The sequence below is a fragment of the Novipirellula methanifontis genome (assembly GCF_052161655.1).
GTDB lineage: Bacteria > Planctomycetota > Planctomycetia > Pirellulales > Pirellulaceae > Novipirellula.
On the sequence record NZ_CP197418.1, the window covers coordinates 1,673,098 to 1,691,865 of the forward strand.

The window sequence follows — 18,768 nt, forward strand, 5'->3', positions numbered from 1 at the left end:
GTGGCGAGGGCGGGCATCATGGCTGGCATCAAAAATTGACGAATCCAGCACTCTCCGCATGTTGGCAGAGGTGCAGAAACTTGATGCACCTGAAAAGCACCTGTCATCCGAGTCGAATAAAGCTCGCAAAAACGATCGTTATGCCGACAAATTGGATCCGACATCCGTGCGATAGGCACTCCACGCAGGCAAGAACCCGGCAAATAGTGCCAAGGCAATCACCAGCGGCAGCACAGCAATTTCATAGGTGCTGGTCGTGAACAGGCTGACTCGCACGCCAGTTTGTGCTTCGATGTAACCACTCGAACTCCAGATCGCAAAGTGAGCGAGAAACCATCCTAACACTCCTCCCACCAACGCGATGATCAAGCTTTCGGCGAGGATAATGACCGTCACGGTTTCACGGCGCGCCCCTAGAGCACGCATCACTGCGATGTCGCGACGCCGATCGTTCATCGAGTTGTAAATCGCCACCAACACGCCTACCGCTGCCACCACACAGGTGATCAAGGTGATCGCGAGTAACGCTTTGAGTAGCGGACCGACGATCGCGGACATCAGCTTGGCGATCTCGCCAACCGGGGCGGCGGCTTGCGATTGTAGCCCTTCATTAATCGTGTTTTGCATCCCAGGTGCAAACATCAAATTGCCATTGCGAATCAAAATCGAAGTCACTTCGCGTTGCGGAATTACCAGCGGTTTGTGCTCGGGGTCACGCTGTTGCCAATCCGCAGGATCCTCGATGATTTCGTCTCCCTTGAGCGGTTTGGCGTGATTGTCGAGCAAGTAGAACCCCTCCAAATTCACAAACGCCGCGCGGTCGTTAGGAGTGCCCGTGGGATCGAGGATGCCAACAATTTTGAATCCTTGGCCGTGACCTTCGCCCTCGGGATCCCCGTGGGTGGGAAAGAATTCTTCGCCTGCGTGTTTGCCCATTTCGCTGGCGACACGCGAACCCAGCACCGCTTCGAAGTAGCCGTTTTCGGCACTGAATTCCTGCAGCGCCCGGCCTTCGGAGAACGAAAACGGTTCGTCGACATCGGGGCCGTGGCGTAGTTTTTCAAAGAACTCGGGAGTGGTGCCGACGACGCGAAATTCGCCGTAGTAATCGCCCAACGCCAATGGAATCGCATAGCCGCCCGCCATGTAGCCGGCATAAATTCCGTCACGTTCACCCAGTGCTGGATCGCCACCATATTCACGCACCATCTCGGCCCGTTCGTCTTGACCGAAAAACTCCATGTACTCAGTAAAAGGCAGGTTTTCGATCGGTTGGCTCAAGTAATAGACGCTGTTCAGCGTCAATTGCAGCGCACTGCCTTTCGGGCCGACGACCAAGTTGTAACCGACCGATGCGTTGCGAGTGAACGCTTCGCTGACGATGCCAGAAATGGACAATACCAACACCACTAAACCGACCCCCAACGCTAGCGACAGCGTCGTAAGGGCGCTGGACAATGAACGATGGCAAAAATTACGCCAGGCAATTTGAATCAAGGACATGCGTCTGTGTTTCTTTAGGTGGATCTCGAGTGCGTGCGACTGTCTAGGGACTTCGTTGGCGCGATGGCTTATTGGCTATCAGCAAAAGCTCGGTTTATCTCTTTGAGATCGTCGATCCGACTAAAACGCTCGGCCACTTGCATGCTGTGGGTGACCATCAACATCGCGATGTTTTCTTCGTTGCAGGAGGTGCGAATCAAATCCAACACATTTTCGGCGCTGACGGGGTCCACATTCGCAGTCGGTTCGTCGCACAGCAGTAGCCGTGGTTTTCCCGCCAACGAACGAGCGATCGCGACACGCTGTTGTTGACCGACACTCAACTGGCTTGGACGATAATGGGCGCGATCGCTTAGCCCGACACGGTCCAACAGATCCCTGGCACGCCCCGAGTCGGTATGGCCATGTCCAAAGGTCATCCCCAGCCGCACATTTTCGAGTGCCGTGAACGCAGGCAACAGATTGAACGTTTGGAAGACATAGCCGATCGTGGAGGCGCGAAAGCGATCGCGACCTTGTTCACTGAGCCGCGTCAGTTCGGTGCCCGCGACCCGAATCGAACCCGAGTCGGGAACCAACAAACCCGCGATCAGATGCAGCAGCGTGGTTTTTCCACCGCCGCTTTCCCCAATCAAGGCCACTTGTTCGCCTGCAGCGATTTCAAATTGGGGGACATCCAGCACCGTCAATCGACCGCCCCCGGGTTGGTCAAAAGTCTTGGTCAGATCCGAGATCCGCAGCGTCGTATCAACGTTAGACATAGTTGCATCGTTGGAGATGTTTCAGGTTATCGAAATCGTGTTCGCTTCGTCGCCATCGAGTTGTGCCGCCGCTTTAGAGCAATTTGACAACTGACGTGGGATTCAAGTCGTAGCCGCATTCGCCAGAACGTGGTCCAACCTCTGGCGATGGTAGCTGCATCAAAAGTCAAAATGTTCTAGCGAGGTCGCATTGCCCGTTGCAATCCTCGATCGGTATCCCGCTTTTTGAGGGTTTCGCGTTTGTCGTGCAGTTTCTTTCCTTTGACCAATCCCATCACGCATTTGGCGATGCCACGCGAGTTGAAATAGACACGCAGCGCAATCAGGGTCAGCCCCCGCTCGTGCGCCCGGCCAGCGAACTTGTCGTATTCACGGCGGTGAACGAGCAGTTTTCGAGGCCGCCGGGGATCATGGTTCCACATCCCCGCGTTCTTGTAATGGGCAATGTCGCTGCCAATCAGCCAGAGCTCGTTGTCTTTGACGCGGATGTAGGCTTCGTCCAGCGACATTTTGCCATCCCGCATCGACTTTACTTCGCTGCCGATCAACATCAGTCCACACTCCACCGAATCGAGGATCTCGTAGCGATGTCTCGCTTTGCGATTCTCGGTCACAATGGTCATCGTTGGCTCGGATTTTTTACCCGCAGCCTTTTTTTTCGTTTTCTTGTTTTTAGCCATAACGAGGCGAATTGTACCGCCAAGCTGCGACTTAGCGCAGCCGGGCTTCGATTATCCAGGGCACGTGAATCTTTCCAGCAGAAGTACGGGATTTTGTGCACTGCGGTAGAGCCCACCGCGCGTGACCAATTGCCCGTCGTCTACTACAATGCGAACGATAACCCCATTTGGTTCATTCGTTCCACCGATCCCCCTACGTCCATGGCATTTCGATTACCTGTCGTCTCTGATCCTGAAATTCCTGAAGGTGCCGAAGTCAGCGCAACGGGGCGGCTCCCCCGCTGGCTAAAACGACCAATCCCCCGCAGCAATTCCAACCACATGACGTCCGAATTGTTGGAAGAATTGAAGTTGGAAACGGTTTGTGACAACGCAAAATGTCCCAACCGGATGGAATGTTATAGCCAGCAAACCGCGACGTTCATGATTTTGGGCGCCGTCTGCACGCGGCCCTGTGGATTCTGTGCAGTGCATCGCGGTCGACCGCCGGAATTGCCCGAATCAGATGAACCGGAGCGTTTGGCCGAAGCGGCGGCGCGGTTAGGGCTGAAGCACGTTGTTATCACCAGTGTGACCCGCGACGATCTACCCGATGGCGGGGCCGATCACTTTTACCGCTGCGTCGTCGCCGTGCGAGAACGTACCGGGGCGACAACCGAAGTGCTGACCCCCGACTTTGTTCACTGCAAACCTTCGCTGGCTCGCGTGATCGAAGCTCGCCCCGATGTTTTCAACCACAATATGGAAACGGTACCTCGGTTGTACCGCCGCGTGCGGGGGCCGAAGAGCGACTATGCGTGGACGCTACAGATGATGCTAGATGTCAAGAAATACGACGCCAGCGTTCGCACCAAGAGTGGTTTGATGTTGGGATTGGGCGAAGAACGAGCCGAATTGCTCGACGCCTTGGCCGATCTCCGCGAACATGACGTCGACTTTTTGACGCTCGGCCAATACCTGCAGCCAGGCGAAAAGTATCTGCCCGTGGTCCGTTACGTTCCACCAGAAGAGTTTGACGAGCTGGGCGAGATCGCACGGGGCATGGGATTCAAGAAAGTCGCCAGCGGCCCGTTCGTTCGCAGTAGCTATCACGCACGCGACATGGCCGAAACGGCTGTCTGAGCTCGCGAAACCCCACGAGCCACAATCATCGCACCGAAACTCGACGTAGCGAAACTCGCCAAGAGTTTCGGCGGATCGCTTGGCAGTCCTTACCCGACGCGTGAGCTTTGAAGTTGCTGTTTTTGTGCCGGAGGCACTTTATGGGATAGCCTTGGACTTTAGTCCAAGGCTATCGGTTCTGAAATCGGCACCAAGAAAATCCCTCGGACTAAAGTCCGAGGCTATCGAAATTTGTCGCTCCGCGACAGCAAATAGCGCAAATTCAAAACGCATAGGCCAGGGACCGGGGCTGGTTCAAGAGACCCTCGCTGACGCTTTGGGTTATGATTTTTCAAAGCCAAACCCCACGCGACCTACGACGTTTTGCACTCGGCCGACTGCAGGCTAGCAAGTGCATCGATGATCGGAACCTCATAGCGTTTGCGGCCTTCGAACAGGCTGATGTTTTCGTAACCACACTGCTGCAGCAATTCCAATGCGGCTTCGTAGCCGTCGGCCACGCGTTCGGGTTGATGCGCGTCGGCACCAATCGTCACCGGAATGCCCCGCTGACACATTTCGACCAGCATCTCGGGGCACGGATTCATCTGTGAGATAGTTTTGTTGACCCCCGACGTGTTCAATTCCATGGCGACGCCGGTTGCGGCGATTCGGTCCAGCGCGGCGCGGATATCGTCCATGATCAGGTCCAAGTCCCAAGCGTCGGCGGTGACGTTTTTGACCAAATCGGGGTGGGAGAGCGAGTCAAACAGGCCGGTTTCCGCGGATTGAGCGAGCAGCCGAAAGTAAGTGCGTTGGAATTCCAACGGATCGTTGTTCCAGTAACGCTCGCGAAATTCGCCGATTTGCGGGTGGACCGATCCGAGCACGAATTGAAAATCAGCCGAGCGAAGCTGCTTTTCGACGTAACCCTCATGTCCCTCGAAATAATCGGCTTCCAACCCCAGTCGGACTTCGACGCGTCCTGCCCACTGTTGCCGCGTGGCGTCCACGAGTGAGACATAATCGTCGAATTGGTCTTCTCGCATGCGGACATGCGCCGAAAAACCGTCGGGCATCGGGTTGTGGCACGTTACGTTGATCCCTCGCAGGCCACGCTGCCAAGCTACTTCGGCGTACTCCGTTGGCATCCCGTCGGCATGCATGCATAAAGGGGTGTGGGAGTGCGATTCAAATAAAATTCGCTCTGTCACGACTCGTCGATTTCCATTGTGGGTGTTCTCGGACGCCATTATTAGGCAAACTTCATTTCAACCATACTTGTCGCTCCCCGAGAGTGACAAGGGCACCCTTGGCTACAATTTGACGCACACGACGAAAACAAAGTTCATGGATTTGCTGGACCCCCACTACGAAAACGACGCTCCACCGCCGCTGCCAATGTTGGTCAGCGGGATCGCAGGCGTGCCAGGATACAACGCGTTCCATTACTTTCGGGACCTGTATGGCGATCAAGTGATCGGGGTTCGTCAATCCAATATGTGGCCACTCTCGGGCGACGGCATCGTCGCCTGTGACGCCGAAGACGCCGACAGTGTGGCACGGTTATGGGACCAATATCAATTCCGCAGCCTGCTGAACTTCGGTGGTTGTTGTCGTTTGAAATCGTGTGAATTGAATGTCGACATGGCACATCGTGTGAATGTCGTCGGTGCCGAGAACATGATCGCCGAGGCCGTCCGGCACGATGCGCGTGTGATCCATTTGTCGGTTGACCTAGTGTTCGCTGGTCGCGACGGCGGAAGCTATGACGAACAAGACGCAACCGATCCCGTGACCGTGTATGGCGCTAAAATGGTCGAAGCCGAGAGCGTTGTGCTCTCGCAATGCGACAATGCCTGCGTGCTTCGCATCTCGTTGCCGATGGGGATCAGTTTTAATGAGCACGCAGGTGCAATCGACTGGATCGCGTCACGCTTCAAGCAAAACAAACCGGCGACGCTCTTTACCGACGAAGTGCGGACGCCCACCTATACCGATTGCATGAACGGATTGTTTGCCACTCTGTTGGACAAACCTCTCACCGGTCTATATCACGCCGGAGGGCCTCGACGTTTGACGTTGTATCAAATTGGCCAGGTCGTTAATCGCGTGGGCGGTTACGATCCGGATCTGCTGCACAAATCGCTGCGACACGAGGCCGGTCCGATGCCGCCACGCGCCGGCGATGTGACGATGGATTCGTCCAAGTTACAGCAGGATCTCGGCTACAACCCATTTGACCCATGGCCGCTTGCGGACGAGTGGTTGCCCCACCACGAACGGTGGCACTATGATCGCGATGACGACTTTTCGGGGTCGGAAGAGAAGATCAAGTCGCTGCTCTATCAGAACCCCGCCAAGCCTGGCTTGGTGCCGCCCAGTCGCAATGAAGTCTGGGGTGCAAGCCGGTTTGCGTAAGCTAATGCGGGGGTAGCGAAACTCGCCAAGAGTTTCGGTTCGCAATGTAATCTGCCGAAAGTCTTGGCGACTTTCGCTACGTCATCCCTCAAGCCTCCACCGCGTCTTTGTCGCGTGCGATCCACATGCTGCAATGAGCGTGTTGCAGGACGAACCGTGACACACTGCCCAGTAACATGCGGCTGATGCGGCTGCGATGCGAATCGCCGATCACAATCAGATCGCTCTTTTCTTCTTCGAGTCGTTCGATCATCGCGTTGCCGACATGATCGGTTTCCACAACGTCACACGAGATTTGATCGCTGGACAACTGCGAGTGCTCACTGACCAGTCGATCGCGACCCGCTTTCAAATATCGCATCGCCGCGACCCGTTGCTCGCTGCGGTATTGCACGATGTTAGGCATCAAATCAGGGCTAAAACCTTGGAATACGGGCACCACGCCGAGTAGGCTGATCGCTGCGGTGGTCGTCCAGTCGAGTTGCGTGAACTCGCGAATTGCCTCTTCCGAACCTTCGCAATCGTTATATCCGATGGTGATTTTCATCGGATCTTCTTGCGAACATTGATGCAGCGGTTTGCGTGCGACAATCACATTGCACGGCGCATGCGTGGCAACATAATCGCTGACACTTCCCAACAGCATTCGGCCAATTCCGGAATGCCCCGTCGCTCCCATTACAATGAAGTCGCTTTCGTTTTGCTCAGCAAACTCGACGATGCTGTGGCCGATATCGCCATGCAAAAATTTTCGCGAAACGGTATCAGCGATCTCACTCAATGCCAATTCGGATCTTACCAAATAGCGACTGGCTTCTGATTCTTGATGTTCGCGAAAATCACGTAGCAGCGGATCGGTCAAGTCACCATTTTTCAATGGAACGAAGACGTTTGTCACGATTTGGACGTCGATCGGCCGCGGCAACGGAATCCGTTTCAAGAACTCGATCGCATCGTCCGCTTGTTGCGAACCGTCAGTAGCGAGGATGACCTTAGTCATGGTTGCATTTTCTCCTTGGCAAAACGTGGCTTACAGTTCCAAGAACAAACGAGACGGATCTTCGATGATCTCTTTGATCGTCTTGAGGAAGCCCACGGCTTCGCGTCCATCAACGACCCGGTGATCGTAAGTCAACGCAACATACATCATCGGACGAATCACGACGTTGCCATCGATTGCCACGGGACGTTCTTGGATCGAGTGCAATCCTAAGATACCGCTCTGCGGCGGATTGACGATCGGAGTGCTCAGTAGCGATCCGTAGACACCACCGTTACTGATCGTAAAGGTGCCGCCGATCAAGTCGCCTGGCTGTAAGCGATTTTCGCCTGCTTGGCGGGCAAATTCGGCAATCCCTCCTTCGACGTCGGCAAACGACATGCGTTCAACGTTTCGCAAAATCGGAACGACAAGCCCTTTGCCGCCTCCGATTGCGACTCCAATATCATGGTAATGGCGATAAACAATATTGTCATCGCGAATTTCTGCGTTAACCAACGGGTAGCGGCGAAGTGCTTCGACCGAGGCTTTCGCAAAGAACGACATGAAACCAAGTTTGACCCCATGACGCTCCGCGAACGCGTCTTTGTATTTCTTGCGGATCGCCATTACCGGCTGCATGTCAATTTCGTTGAACGTGGTCAACAATGCCGCGGTTTGTTGAGCCTCGACCAAACGAGCGGCGATGGTGCGACGCAACATGCTGAGCGGTTTGATCTCTTCGCTGCGATTGGGTGCCGAGTCGGCAACCAACGACGTGGACGCCGTCGGACGCGGAGCGGGACTGGGGACACTCGGCGTCGGCTTGGTTGCGGTCGGAGCTGCGGGGGCGTTACCGCGATTGCGAACGAACGCCAGCACGTCTTCTTTGAGTAGTCGACCACCGGGTCCTGTGGCGGGCACTTGGTTTAGCGACAATCCGTGCTCTTCGAGCAGCCGTTTTGCAGCCGGCATGACAAAGGTGGCGGATGTGCCGCTGGCGGTCGCCGTTTGTGAGCCTTGGCTTCCCGAGCCCTGATTTCCCGACGATGCGGGGCTTGAGCCTGCACTTGCCGAGGGCGAGCTTGCCGTCGGGGGGGGGCCGTTTGAAGCCGGAGCGTCACTTAGTCGGATCGAAGCGATTGTTTCGCCAACCAAGGCAAATTCTTCGGAGGCTTTTTGGATATTCTCAAGAAATCCAGATCCAGGAGCCGGGATTTGCACCGAGGCCTTTTCGGTTTCGATTTCGACGAGGTCTTCTCCGTCCTTGACCCAATCTCCTTCTTGTTTGAGCCACTGGCCAATTTGCACTTCGCTAATCGATTCACCAACGGTAGGGACGTCGACGTTAATAGATTCGCTCACGGTTCGTATCAGCTCGTAAGAAAGAGGGCAAAACGGACTAACTACTAGTTTGATCGTGCAAAACGGACTTTCACACTTTCGCATCATCGTACCGCGTGTTTCCGACCGTGTCAGCGACTCGGCGGTTTCAAAATGGGGCTGTGCGACGAAACAGCGTTAAAGCCTAGCGAATGTACCGAATGCAGTTCTTGGTACGCGTAGGCCACGTCTGGATGCTTGACTGCGAGCAAATTTGCGACTCTCCGTGATGAAACGAGCCCGGGCGGATCGATGACGCATGAGGCGGCATTAGGGTCGAGGCGTATTCGCGCTAAGGCCCTCCCTATTTTCACTTCAATCTCAGCCGCCCTCTATTTCATGCCGTTCCTTTAAAGACATCTCTCGTTTGAGCAATGGAAGACTCTACCCGTGGCAATCCGATTCACGTCGCCGTGGTAGTTCTGCTACTTGTGGGTGGCGGCTGGTATTTCTTTAAAAACTACAATATTCAAGGGCTCGATGGCGTTAGTGTTTCGCCCAAGAGCGAGTTGTGGGATGACGCCGAACTGACAAGTTTCCCAGGCGAGTCCGAATTCAACGGCGATTCGTCGCGGTTCGTTTCTGGTATCGCAGCAACCGCGAGCGAAACATCGTCTGGAAATCCGTTCGCATCGGCAAACCGGACCGCCGTGTCCGCGACGAAGGTCAGTGCGACGCCACGATCCTCGGCCCGCATTGCTAACTTGCGAATTGCCTCGTGGGCACTCGATGGATTTGGGCCAACCAAATTGGCGAATCCGGTCGCACGTCAAAACATTGTGCGAATCGTTCACCAGTTTGACATCGTCGCCCTGCAGCAAATTGCCGCAATCGAACGCGACTTGATCCCTCGCTTGATCGACGAGATCAACCAATCAGGTCGTCGGTACGATTTTGTGCTCGGCGAAACCAATGGACCTGTCGGACGCCAGGAACAATTGGCGTTCCTGTTTGACACGACACGTATCCGCGTCGATCGCAATCAAACTTACACCGTCGCCGATCCCCAAAATCAGATGGGCTACGATCCGCTGGTCGCATGGTTCCAGGCCGCTGAGCCACCGGTGGAAACCGCTTGGACCTTCTCGCTCGTCAATATCCGCGTCGATCTTGGCCAAGCACCCAGCGAAGTTGCCTTGTTACCGGGGATCCTGAAAAGCGTTCGCAACGACGGGCGAGGCGAGGACGACGTGGTTCTCACTGGCCTTTTCCAAGCTGACGATGCTTATTTAGTTCCGACGCTGGTGGGTGACAACGTGGTTGCGGCGGTGCGAAGTGTGCCTACCGATGTGTTTGGCCGCTATCAAACGAGTAATATCCTGATGGATACCACGTTTTGCAGCGAGTATCTCGGCCGCGGCGGAGCTCTCGACTTTTTGCGTGTCTACAACATGAGCCTTGCCGACGCCGAAGTCGTCACCAGCCATTTGCCGGTGTATGCCGAGTTTACTGCCGTGGAAGGTGGGCAGTTGTAGCCCCCAATGCCGACTGCTTTGTTAGCGGCACGGCGCAAGCCGTCCGGTCGCAGCGAATAAATCGTTCGAAATTGGCCGGGCGGCTTGCGCCGCACCGCTAAAAAATGCTTGCGTGTTGCCTCTTGCGAGCGCAATACGAGCCAATGAATGGGCTCAGGTAAGAGAATCTGGCAGCGTAAACGGCGCTCGTCGGGGCAAGGTCACGCGAACGATATTAGATGTTGCCGAGCAATCTTGGGAACCTGTTTGAAAGTGTTCCCAGACGCAACCACCTTGGCGAGGCTAATTTCGCCCCCCGCGTGATTGCATTATGGTAACGCAGAATCATTACAATGATCGTAGCCAGCTGGATCGCTCTGCTGTTCTGCGACGAGAACGAATCTATTGCTAGAGAAGATCAAAGTGAACGGACTTGAAATCGGACTGCTTGTCATCGCCGTGTTGGCGGTCCTTGTCGTAATGTTGGCGATCTTCTCGCCACGAACCTTTGTCCGTGGTTTCATGCGTCCAATACTCGCGACGCTTTATCGCAAACGAGTGGTCGGGCTCGAGCATTTGCCCAAAGACCGTGGCTACGTGATCGCCAGCAATCATGTTTCCTGGATCGATGGCATCTTATTGCTTTGGATGCTGCCCAAGAATGTTCGCTTCATCGTGGACGGTGCTAACTTTGACACACGAATTGGAAGTTATTTAGGGAAGGCGTTTGACACCATCCTGATGTACTCGGGGCCGAAGTCGATCGGTCGAGCTCTAAAGACGGCTCGCGAAGGGTTGACCAACGGAGACGTGGTCGGGATTTTCCCCGAGGGCACCATCACGCGGACCGGGCAATTGCAAGCCTTCAAGCCTGGGATCCAAAAGATCATGAAGGGTACCAACGCGGCGATCATGCCAGTTTGGTTAGAAGGCATGTGGGGCAGCATCTTCAGTTTCTCGGGCGGTAAGTTCTTCTTCAAAAGGCCCACTCAATTGCGTCGCACGTTGACGCTCTATATTGGACCGCCGCTCGAAGGAGACGCACCGCTTGAACTGGTTCGCTCGCAAGTTCAATCGCTCGGGGCGCGGGCAACGATCGATCAACGTGACAAGTTTCCCACACTCGCCTGTCGCGTGATCCGCGTCTGGCGGAAAAAAGGCAACAAAGTCCAGTGTGCGGATTCGATGGGCAACGAGGTCACTGGACGCGAGTTGCTGATCCGTGTGCTGGCGCTACGCCGAGTGCTCCGCCGCGACGTGCTCGATCGCGATGAATCCACCGTGGCAATTTTGTTGCCGCCTAGTGTCGGAGGTGTCGCGACCAATATCGCGTTGACGATGGATCGCCGAGTTACTGCGAACCTGAACTACACCGTTTCCAGTACGGTGATGAACCACTGCATTCGCGATGCAGGAATCAAACATGTCCTGACCAGCGAAAAATTTCTCAGCAAACTGGATCTGCAACTCGACGCCGACGTCGTTTTGCTCGAATCCCTCAAAGACAAAGTCACCAAGTGGGACAAGGCCATCGCGTTCATCCAAGCGGTGTTGCTGCCGGCTGCGGTGCTAGACCGCGTCTTGGGACTGCATAAAGTCGACAAGGATGACTTGCTGACGATCATCTTTACCAGTGGTTCGACTGGAATGCCCAAGGGCGTGATGCTGACTCAGGCCAACATCAGCCATAACGTCGACGCGATCGACCGCGCCGTCAGACTTAATTACCAAGACATCGTCATCGGTGTGCTGCCCTTCTTTCACTCCTTCGGCTACAGCGTGACACTATGGGCGGTGATGACGTTGGGACCGACTGGCGTTTATCATTTCAACCCGCTCGATGCTCGCCAAATCGGTAAGCTGGCGGCCAAGTTCAAGGCCTCGGTGCTGCTGGGGACACCCACGTTTTTGCGAAGCTATCTGCGACGCGTCGAACCCGAGCAATTCGCCACCCTAGATGTCGTCGTGGTGGGCGCCGAAAAAATGCCGGCCGAACTGTTTGATGCGTTCGAAGAACGATTTGGCGTACGTCCGGTCGAAGGTTATGGTGCGACCGAGCTCAGTCCGTTGGTTTCAGTCAATATTCCCCCCAGCCGTTCGGCGGCGAGGTACCAACTCGATCGCGTCGAAGGCAGTGTGGGACGCCCGCTTCCGGGAATTGGCGCACGCATTGTCTCGCCCGAGGATGGCAGCGAGCTATTGGCGGGCCAAGACGGCATGCTGATGGTGACCGGACCCAACGTGATGAAAGGCTACGTCAATCAAGATGAATTGACTCGCAAAGTGGTCCAGGACGGCTGGTACGTGACCGGGGACATCGCCAATGTGGACGATCAAGGCTTCCTGCATATTACCGGTCGGCTGAGTCGGTTTTCGAAGATCGGTGGCGAAATGGTGCCGCATCTTCGCGTCGAAGAAGAAATTGCCAAAGTGTACGGCTGTGGTGCGGGAGGTGAGGCTGCAGACGCAGCGGCACAGGAAACCGACATCGAACGGCCCTCGGTGTGTGTGACCGCAGTCCCCGATGCCAAAAAGGGCGAACGATTGGTCGTGCTGCATTTACGGACGTCAAAAACGTACGACGAGGTGCGTGCCGGATTGGTCTCGGCCGGTTTGCCAAACTTGTTCATTCCCTCGTCGGACAGTTTTCTGGAGGTCGAAGAAATCCCGCAGCTCGGGACTGGGAAACTCGATATCAAGGGAGCTCAGATGGTCGCCAAACAACACTTCGGCGAAGTCTGAGCCGTGGTGCTAAGAGAGTATCCGAAAAGGGGTCTGACCCTTTGGAAGCGAGTCGTTCTTTTTTGAGTTTATTGCCTCGCCGGAGAGGGTCAGACCCCTTTTCGGATACCTTCTCAGTAGGTTGTTGCTACTTAGCGATGGGATCACGCACGTCATCTCCTCCATTCAGAGACCGTGCTGTTTTAGTCCACTCTTAGCAACTGCTTGCTTCTTTCGCCCCGTGAGATTTCCGGGGTTGGCTGACCGCGTTCATCGCGAATTCTCTAAGTGGTCCGACGATCGATTACCGCATCGTGTGTGGCGACGATCCTGTCGATGACGTCGATCTGCCGCAGGCAATCTGGTGCGCGGCGGCGCATTGTTTGCAGCCCTTATTCGATGCACGGTAACTTACCAATGCGTTCTTCTCTTTTCGAATAGGTTGTGATTCGATGATTACGAAAACTTCCCCCCCACCCATCCTCGCCGAACGACTTCGAAATGCTATCCAAAGTGCGATGCAAGCCCCGTCAAGCCATAACACTCAACCTTGGATGTTTCGCATCAGCGAAGGCGGCATCGAGTTAGTTGCAGACAAACGAAGGGCTTGTCCCGTCGTTGATCCCGATGATCGAGAGTTGTATATCAGTTGCGGTGCAGCACTGTATCATCTGCGTTTGGCAATGAAGGCAGATGGATTGGCAACGTTGGTAAAGATTTTGCCAACCCGCGATAATCCCGATCTGGTTGCACGTGTGCTCGTTGCCGGGACTCACATTCCGTCCAGCGATGAACGGACACTTTTTGATGCCATCCCCAAACGCCGCACGAATCGATTCCCTTTTGAAAATCGGGAAGTCGATCCGGAATTGCAGGTGGAATGGATCAGCGATGTTCGATCCGAGCACGCGAGAATCCACTTTCTTCAAACGAGCCAGCAGAAGCATGCGGCTGCAGATCTTGTTTCCGAAGGAGATCGTCTGCAGGCGAGTGATCCAGAATTTCGTCGCGAGCTTGCTCGATGGGTCCATTCCAACAACAGTTCGCGTCGTGATGGACTGCCTGGCTACACTCATGGAGTCAATGATTTTGCGTCTAACTTTGATAGTTTTGTCGTTCGGACCTTTGATTGGGGAGATGGGCAAGCTGCCAAAGATCGTCAACTCGCTGAAGGGTCGCCGCTGCTGGCTGTGATTGCTACCAACACCGATACCGTCGCAGACTGGATTGCGTGTGGCCAAGCTCTGGCAAAGATGTTGTTGCGAGCGGCATCGTGGTCGGTTGATGCATCGTTCTTGAACCAAGCCATCGAAGTCGAAACACTGCGAAAGAAGCTGGCGAAACTGACGGACAATGAGGGAGTGCCACAACTCTTGTTGCGGTTAGGCTATGGCAAAGAAGTCAAGCCGACACCGAGACGTTCACTGGACGAAGTCATTATCTAACAGTCCTAAGCGGTGTTTCACGAGATCTCGTACGTGCTCGGATCTCAAGTGATCCAGCGAGGCTCACGTCGATCCGGCACGACGTTTGCCTCGTCATGGGAAGGAACCCTCGATTTCTTCTCTCTTATTTGGATCGGCCAATCATGGCATCGGAACTTGCCTGCTGTTATTTGGGGATGGAACTTGAGTCACCGGTGATCGTCGGGTCTTGTCCGCTGACAATGGAAGTTGAAACGGTGCGTCAATTGGTCGATGCAGGGGCCGGCGCGATCGTCTTGCCATCGATGTTACAAGAGCAAATTCTGTACGCTCAAATGATGCGAGAAAACCCTGAGCACGCGGTGCAGCGAAGCGGATACCAACCTCAGCAGGACAAGTACAACGGCGGAACCGAGGGATATTTGAGGTTCATCGAAGCCATGAGCACCCACGAGTCGATTCCAATCATCGCGAGTATGGACGGTGTTTCTAACGGCGATTGGATTGACTATGCAAAACAGATCGAGGCTTGTGGAGCCGATGCTCTGGAACTCAATTGGCATCCGACGATCTCTAACCCTAACGAATCATCCGACGAGATCGAACAGCAAGTGTGCGAAATCGTACGTCGATTGTGTGCGAGTGTGTCAATTCCGGTCGCCGTAAAGCTGAGTCAACGTTTCACTAACTTGGCTTCGATGGCTCACCGATTACAAAAAGCGGGGGCCGATGGCGTAATTTTGTTTACCCACCTGCCGCAATGGGACGTCTCAGTAGATCGCATGCACTGGACGATCCGTTGGGAACTGTCACCCATCAATTCGCTCGGCGCGATTTTGGAAGGAATCGTACGAACGCGTGCGGGAGAGTTGGATCTTCAGATTGCTGCGAGCGGAGGAATTCGCACCGCCGAAGATGCAATTAAAACACTGATCGCCGGAGCTGACGTGGTGATGGTGACGTCGGAGATCTACCGCGAAGGGCCTGATGCGATTCGCAACATCGTCAAAGGGATTTCGAAATTCTTGGATACCGGACCCTACGAATCACTCACTGATTTTCTACAGGCACGTCCTCCCGTCAAGTTAGGACCAGAGCAGTCAATGAGGTTACAGTTTGTCGATCCACTGACTCGCTCGGACCACTATTTCGACCCGACGCCCGTGGTGCCAAGCGAAATAGGCGATGCGTTCGGACACAAACTGTAGCACTTCCCCTCGGAGATGATTCGATGAAGAAAATTTTGCTGGCCACCGACGGTTCACCTCACGCCGATGATGCGACATGGTTCTTGGCCCACTTGCCCCATGAGGACAAAGTGGAAATCACCGTGTTGTCGGTTCTCCATGTGCCCACCGCTGGCAGCGTGTCCAGCTTAGGGGATTGGGTACAGACAATTTTGGAACGAGAACGCGAGCGAGCGGTCGATACGTTTGCCAAAATTGAATTGATGTTCGATGGGGCCAATGTGAAACTGCAGCATATCATCGAAGAGGGACACGTCGCCGAGACCATTGTTGCCATTGCAAAACGCGAAAAGTCAGACTTGGTACTGCTTGGGGCACGCGGGCATTCGGTGGTCGAGCGTTTGATGTTAGGTAGCACGAGTGACTATGTTGCAACGCATGCGAGCTGTAGCGTCTTGGTGATCCGGCCGACCGGTATACGCAAGGCAAATCATCCAATACGTATTGCGATTGCCTACGAAGAAACGGGACCCGCTGAAGCGGCACTCGAAGAGATCGCCGAGGTGCGATGGGGTGCGGAACCCGATCTACGTGTTGTGTCTGCATTGTTCTTGGGCGGATTGGACGAATCGGATCGACGCCAGTCGGCCGAGCGAGCGGCAAACAAGGCCGCCGACCGATTGCGCCGGACGGCAGCTCACGTCCATGTCGAATCGATTCTACACGACCACATTGGTGAAGGATTGGTTTGTTACCTCGAAGAAAGTAAATGCGACATTGTGGTATTGGGTGAAACACCACGCACTCGATTGGGGCGCATTTTGATGGGAAGCACCACGCGTTTTGTTTTACGGCACGCTCCCTGCAGTGTTTGGATCACTCGAAATCGAATGCTCCAAGGAATTCAAAAAAAGACGTTGGCCACGGAAACAGCGTCGTCGTAGTTTCCAGCAGCCGCTTGCATCTGCACTGTAGCCCCAAAACCGAACCATGAATTCTACCGATACAAATCTGGTCGAATCGCTGCACCATCCCGATGCATTTCCCGACTCAAGTGCGACCGTTGAATTTCACGAGACCCACATTTCGTGGGTCTTTCTCGTTGGTGACTACGCTTACAAAATCAAAAAGCCAGTCAAAACCGAGTTTCTTGATTACAGCACGCTCGAAAAACGTCAACGGCTGTGTTGGGAAGAACTGCGACTGGACAGCCGATTTGCCAACGACTTGTATTTGGATGTCGTGCCGATTTGTATCGTCGATGGCAAGCTTCGCGTGGAAGGCAAAGGGATACCATTGGAGTATGCCGTCAAAATGCGTCGCTTCCCCAGCGGTGCCTTGCTGAGCGAACGGCTCAAAGCAGGGAAGTTGACGGTGCATGAGGTGTCGCAACTAAGCGAAACCATTGCCGATTTTCATCAGTCCGCCGCACGCTGTGAACAGGCCGATGCTGTGAGTTGGCCTGCGTTTGTGTTTTATAATATGAACTCAATGCTGCGGCAATTGAAGCAAGCGTGCTGCGCACAAACGGTGACAATGATTTACGCGGTGGAGCAATGGTCAGAATCTGTAATTCGTGAAAATGGACATCAGTTCACTCAGCGTGCCGAAGACGGTTTTATTCGCGAATGTCATGGCGATCTGCATCTAGAAAATGTTGTGAATTGGCAAGGTCGATTTATTCCGTTTGACGGGATCGAATTTAACCCACGGATGCGCTGGATCGATGTGATGAGTGACGCTGCATTTTTGATGATGGATTTTGCCGCTCGCGGACACCTCGAATTCGGTCGCAGTTTTGCCAATCATTACCTCCAGCGTACTGGCGATTACGAGTCGCTCCATACTCTTCGCTGGTTCCTTGTCTATCGAGCGATTGTTCGCGGTTTGGTCGCTTCGATCCGCGCGAACCAGTCAGACGTGTCCATGGCGGAGCGTGACGAAGCAATCGCGGACTGTCGTAGCCATATTGCTCTGGCCCACCAATTCACGACCGAGGAATCCCCTGTGCTGTGGATCACACATGGCGTCAGTGGCAGTGGCAAGACAACAAAAAGCGAACTTGTTGTTCAGCAGCAAGATTGTTTCCGGCTTCGCAGTGATGTCGAACGCAAAAGGATGTTTGGTTTGCAGCCGACGGACCGTTCTTCGCCCCCCGGTCTTTACAGCGATGAATCGACCACAGCAACTTACGACCGACTGTCGAAGCTCGCAAAAGACATCTTGCGATCGGGATACTCCGTTGTCGTGGACGCCACGTTCCTCGAGCAATCACAACGTTCTCGATTTCGTGATCTTGCATTCAGCGAAGGTGTCTCATTTGCAATCTTGGATTGTCAAGCTGATAACGCGACACTACATCAACGTGTTGCAGATCGGAACAAACGCAATGCGGATGCATCGGATGCAGATCGAGCGGTGTTGCAGCACCAACTGGAAACACGCCAACCACTGACGTCCGAGGAGCGTCAGCATGTTGCCGAGCCACTCGCTGCAGAACCACCGTTAGAGCAGAGTTCCCAAGGAAGCTGACTGATCGCTTCAAACGCCTTACCGTGTCATGAAATAATAGACAGCCGCAATTAACAGAATCGCAATCAAGATTAGCGGGTAGGTCAATCCGACCACTGCAAACGGGGCTCCAGGGGCTTTCTTGCCGAGCGGTTGATCCCTTGAATGAATTGAATCGTCCACGTTTTCCTTAATCGACTTCTCTTTGTCATTCATGTTGGTTTTCTCGTTACTCAAGTCGTGTCCTAAGCTGGTTCAAATAAGTCATTCCACACATTGGTCTGAGCCGACGGCGCACAGAATGACCAGCGTTTTACCGGCTTATACCAAGCGACCCGCTAAGTGGGATGTTTAAAGGCGTCGGACTTCAGATAACGCATATCGCGTGCCGAGTCGCTCCACATTGTCCTCGACTCTTTCTGAGCAACCTGAAAAGAGTCACGCGATACATCGATTTGCAGCGATGGCGCTGACCACGGGCATGCTTCGTACGAAAATAGCCGGCCCGGAGCTCACTAAACACAGCGGTTTCACCGGGATATCAAGTGCAGCTTGCATGAAAATGGACAAACTGAACATCAATCAACCACTCGCAGCGATCTCTTGCGGTATCGCTGGTTTGCGAGCGTCCACGATGTGCGTT

General features: G+C 54.4%; 15 protein-coding genes. 8 read left to right on the forward strand and 7 right to left on the reverse strand.

What is annotated here, in order from left to right:
• Positions 1-138 precede the first annotated feature (138 nt).
• The 3 genes from SH528x_RS05880 to smpB form a co-directional block, all read right to left on the reverse strand.
• On the reverse strand, positions 139-1,503 hold the full coding sequence (locus tag SH528x_RS05880; RefSeq protein ID WP_442509596.1) for an ABC transporter permease: 1,365 nt from the start codon (positions 1,501-1,503) through the stop codon (positions 139-141).
• 68 nt (positions 1,504-1,571) lie between these two features.
• Complete coding sequence (locus SH528x_RS05885; protein ID WP_442509597.1) at positions 1,572-2,264, reverse strand: ABC transporter ATP-binding protein; 693 nt, start codon at positions 2,262-2,264, stop codon at positions 1,572-1,574.
• 176 nt (positions 2,265-2,440) lie between these two features.
• Positions 2,441-2,944 carry an SsrA-binding protein SmpB gene (smpB, locus tag SH528x_RS05890; protein WP_442509598.1) on the reverse strand — a complete coding sequence of 168 codons (504 nt, stop codon included), beginning with the start codon at positions 2,942-2,944 and terminating at the stop codon, positions 2,441-2,443.
• A gap of 201 nt (positions 2,945-3,145) precedes the next feature.
• Between smpB and lipA the strand changes: the two genes are divergently transcribed.
• Positions 3,146-4,066, forward strand: coding sequence for a lipoyl synthase (lipA, locus tag SH528x_RS05895; protein WP_442509599.1), 921 nt, complete (start codon positions 3,146-3,148; stop codon positions 4,064-4,066).
• Positions 4,067-4,419: 353 nt separating this feature from the next.
• On the opposite strand, the gene SH528x_RS05900 is transcribed toward lipA, so the two are convergent.
• Positions 4,420-5,298: a histidinol-phosphatase gene (locus SH528x_RS05900; RefSeq protein WP_442509600.1), complete on the reverse strand. Its 879-nt coding sequence runs from the start codon at positions 5,296-5,298 to the stop codon at positions 4,420-4,422.
• A 97-nt stretch (positions 5,299-5,395) separates the two neighbouring features.
• On the opposite strand from SH528x_RS05900, the gene SH528x_RS05905 reads away from it, so the two are divergent.
• The gene (locus SH528x_RS05905; protein WP_442509601.1) at positions 5,396-6,466 is read left to right on the forward strand and encodes an SDR family oxidoreductase; all 1,071 of its coding nucleotides are present in this window, start codon (positions 5,396-5,398) and stop codon (positions 6,464-6,466) included.
• Positions 6,467-6,554: 88 nt separating this feature from the next.
• On the opposite strand, the gene SH528x_RS05910 is transcribed toward SH528x_RS05905, so the two are convergent.
• Together SH528x_RS05910 and odhB are read right to left on the reverse strand one after the other, a co-directional pair.
• On the reverse strand, positions 6,555-7,466 hold the full coding sequence (locus tag SH528x_RS05910; RefSeq protein ID WP_442509602.1) for a universal stress protein: 912 nt from the start codon (positions 7,464-7,466) through the stop codon (positions 6,555-6,557).
• 30 nt (positions 7,467-7,496) lie between these two features.
• On the reverse strand, positions 7,497-8,810 hold the full coding sequence (odhB, locus tag SH528x_RS05915; RefSeq protein WP_442509603.1) for a 2-oxoglutarate dehydrogenase complex dihydrolipoyllysine-residue succinyltransferase: 1,314 nt from the start codon (positions 8,808-8,810) through the stop codon (positions 7,497-7,499).
• Positions 8,811-9,202: 392 nt separating this feature from the next.
• On the opposite strand from odhB, the gene SH528x_RS05920 reads away from it, so the two are divergent.
• The 6 genes from SH528x_RS05920 to SH528x_RS05945 all read left to right on the forward strand — a co-directional run bounded on the left by SH528x_RS05920 (position 9,203) and on the right by SH528x_RS05945 (position 18,146).
• Positions 9,203-10,303: a deoxyribonuclease I gene (locus SH528x_RS05920; protein WP_442509604.1), complete on the forward strand. Its 1,101-nt coding sequence runs from the start codon at positions 9,203-9,205 to the stop codon at positions 10,301-10,303.
• Positions 10,304-10,762: 459 nt separating this feature from the next.
• Complete coding sequence (locus SH528x_RS05925; protein ID WP_442512085.1) at positions 10,763-13,024, forward strand: AMP-binding protein; 2,262 nt, start codon at positions 10,763-10,765, stop codon at positions 13,022-13,024.
• A gap of 431 nt (positions 13,025-13,455) precedes the next feature.
• A complete protein-coding gene (locus SH528x_RS05930) occupies positions 13,456-14,448 on the forward strand; it encodes an Acg family FMN-binding oxidoreductase (RefSeq protein ID WP_442509605.1) in 993 nt (330 codons plus the stop codon).
• 143 nt (positions 14,449-14,591) lie between these two features.
• Positions 14,592-15,635: a dihydroorotate dehydrogenase-like protein gene (locus SH528x_RS05935; RefSeq protein ID WP_442509606.1), complete on the forward strand. Its 1,044-nt coding sequence runs from the start codon at positions 14,592-14,594 to the stop codon at positions 15,633-15,635.
• A 23-nt stretch (positions 15,636-15,658) separates the two neighbouring features.
• On the forward strand, positions 15,659-16,558 hold the full coding sequence (locus tag SH528x_RS05940) for a universal stress protein (RefSeq protein WP_442509607.1): 900 nt from the start codon (positions 15,659-15,661) through the stop codon (positions 16,556-16,558).
• Between the two features lie 46 nt (positions 16,559-16,604).
• Positions 16,605-18,146: an AAA family ATPase gene (locus SH528x_RS05945; RefSeq protein ID WP_442509608.1), complete on the forward strand. Its 1,542-nt coding sequence runs from the start codon at positions 16,605-16,607 to the stop codon at positions 18,144-18,146.
• Between the two features lie 18 nt (positions 18,147-18,164).
• Here SH528x_RS05945 and SH528x_RS05950 read toward each other — a convergent pair whose 3' ends face one another.
• Positions 18,165-18,341, reverse strand: a complete 177-nt coding sequence (locus tag SH528x_RS05950; RefSeq protein WP_442509609.1) for a hypothetical protein — start codon at positions 18,339-18,341, stop codon at positions 18,165-18,167.
• Positions 18,342-18,768 lie beyond the last annotated feature (427 nt).

Coding starts and splice junctions, on each gene's coding strand:
- SH528x_RS05900 (WP_442509600.1), bottom strand. CDS start 5,298: ATGGCGTCCGAGAACACCCACAATGGAAATCGACGAGTCGTGACAGAG.
- smpB (WP_442509598.1), bottom strand. CDS start 2,944: ATGGCTAAAAACAAGAAAACGAAAAAAAAGGCTGCGGGTAAAAAATCC.
- SH528x_RS05925 (WP_442512085.1), top strand. CDS start 10,763: ATGTTGGCGATCTTCTCGCCACGAACCTTTGTCCGTGGTTTCATGCGT.
- SH528x_RS05910 (WP_442509602.1), bottom strand. CDS start 7,466: ATGACTAAGGTCATCCTCGCTACTGACGGTTCGCAACAAGCGGACGAT.
- SH528x_RS05930 (WP_442509605.1), top strand. CDS start 13,456: ATGATTACGAAAACTTCCCCCCCACCCATCCTCGCCGAACGACTTCGA.
- SH528x_RS05950 (WP_442509609.1), bottom strand. CDS start 18,341: ATGAATGACAAAGAGAAGTCGATTAAGGAAAACGTGGACGATTCAATT.
- lipA (WP_442509599.1), top strand. CDS start 3,146: ATGGCATTTCGATTACCTGTCGTCTCTGATCCTGAAATTCCTGAAGGT.
- SH528x_RS05935 (WP_442509606.1), top strand. CDS start 14,592: ATGGCATCGGAACTTGCCTGCTGTTATTTGGGGATGGAACTTGAGTCA.
- SH528x_RS05920 (WP_442509604.1), top strand. CDS start 9,203: ATGGAAGACTCTACCCGTGGCAATCCGATTCACGTCGCCGTGGTAGTT.
- SH528x_RS05940 (WP_442509607.1), top strand. CDS start 15,659: ATGAAGAAAATTTTGCTGGCCACCGACGGTTCACCTCACGCCGATGAT.
- SH528x_RS05880 (WP_442509596.1), bottom strand. CDS start 1,503: ATGTCCTTGATTCAAATTGCCTGGCGTAATTTTTGCCATCGTTCATTG.
- SH528x_RS05885 (WP_442509597.1), bottom strand. CDS start 2,264: ATGTCTAACGTTGATACGACGCTGCGGATCTCGGATCTGACCAAGACT.
- SH528x_RS05945 (WP_442509608.1), top strand. CDS start 16,605: ATGAATTCTACCGATACAAATCTGGTCGAATCGCTGCACCATCCCGAT.
- SH528x_RS05905 (WP_442509601.1), top strand. CDS start 5,396: ATGGATTTGCTGGACCCCCACTACGAAAACGACGCTCCACCGCCGCTG.